Origin of the sequence: Streptomyces sp. SID3343 (genome assembly GCF_009865215.1) — a bacterium.
Taxonomy (GTDB): domain Bacteria; phylum Actinomycetota; class Actinomycetes; order Streptomycetales; family Streptomycetaceae; genus Embleya.
Genome location: NZ_WWJX01001586.1, coordinates 1 through 628, shown reverse-complemented (window position 1 = coordinate 628; position 628 = coordinate 1). Strand labels below are relative to the sequence as shown.

General features: G+C 76.6%; 1 pseudogene. It reads left to right on the top strand.

Annotated elements, in window-relative coordinates:
- Positions 1 to 16: 16 nt before the first annotated feature.
- Positions 17 to 628: pseudogene (locus tag GT354_RS50475) on the top strand (hypothetical protein); the annotation flags it as partial.

Genomic DNA, 628 nt, shown 5'->3' with positions numbered 1-628 from the left:
GGCCGACCTGGCCGCGGTGCACGCCGACGCCGCGGGCCTGGCCGCCGAAACGCGCGTGCGCGAACTGCTGGGCCTGGGCGACGGCGTGGCCGACGCGGATCAGGCCGCGCTCCCGCTCGACCGGGCCGCCGACGTGCTGCGCGAACTGCTCAACGAAGCCGTCACCGACGGCGAACGCACACTCTTCGGGCTGCGCACCGACGCCGCCGACGACTCGCGCATCCTCGGCGCACTCGGCGACGGCGGACTGCTGCCGGCCGGCCCCGACGTGCTCGCCGCCGTCGAACTGCTGGGCGAACACGGCATTCCCGCGCTGCCCGGCTGGCGTTACCTGGCCCAGTCGGTACCCCCGCAGCGGCACGCCGGTGTGCTCGCGGCCCGCCCCGAACTCGTCGACGGCGTGATCGTCACGATGAAGAACGCGATGGACCGCGCCCGCGACGTGCTCGCCGAGGCCGCCCTCCTGCCGCGCTCGGCCGTCGCGGTCGGCACCCCCGAGGCCCTGTTGGAACCGGGCGCCGACCGACCCGACACGTTCCTGGTCCCGCCCAACCCGGCGATGCACGACGAGCGGGCCGCCGACACCGAGCGCGACGCGCTGCGCCGCCGGGCCGCCGACCGCCAGGAC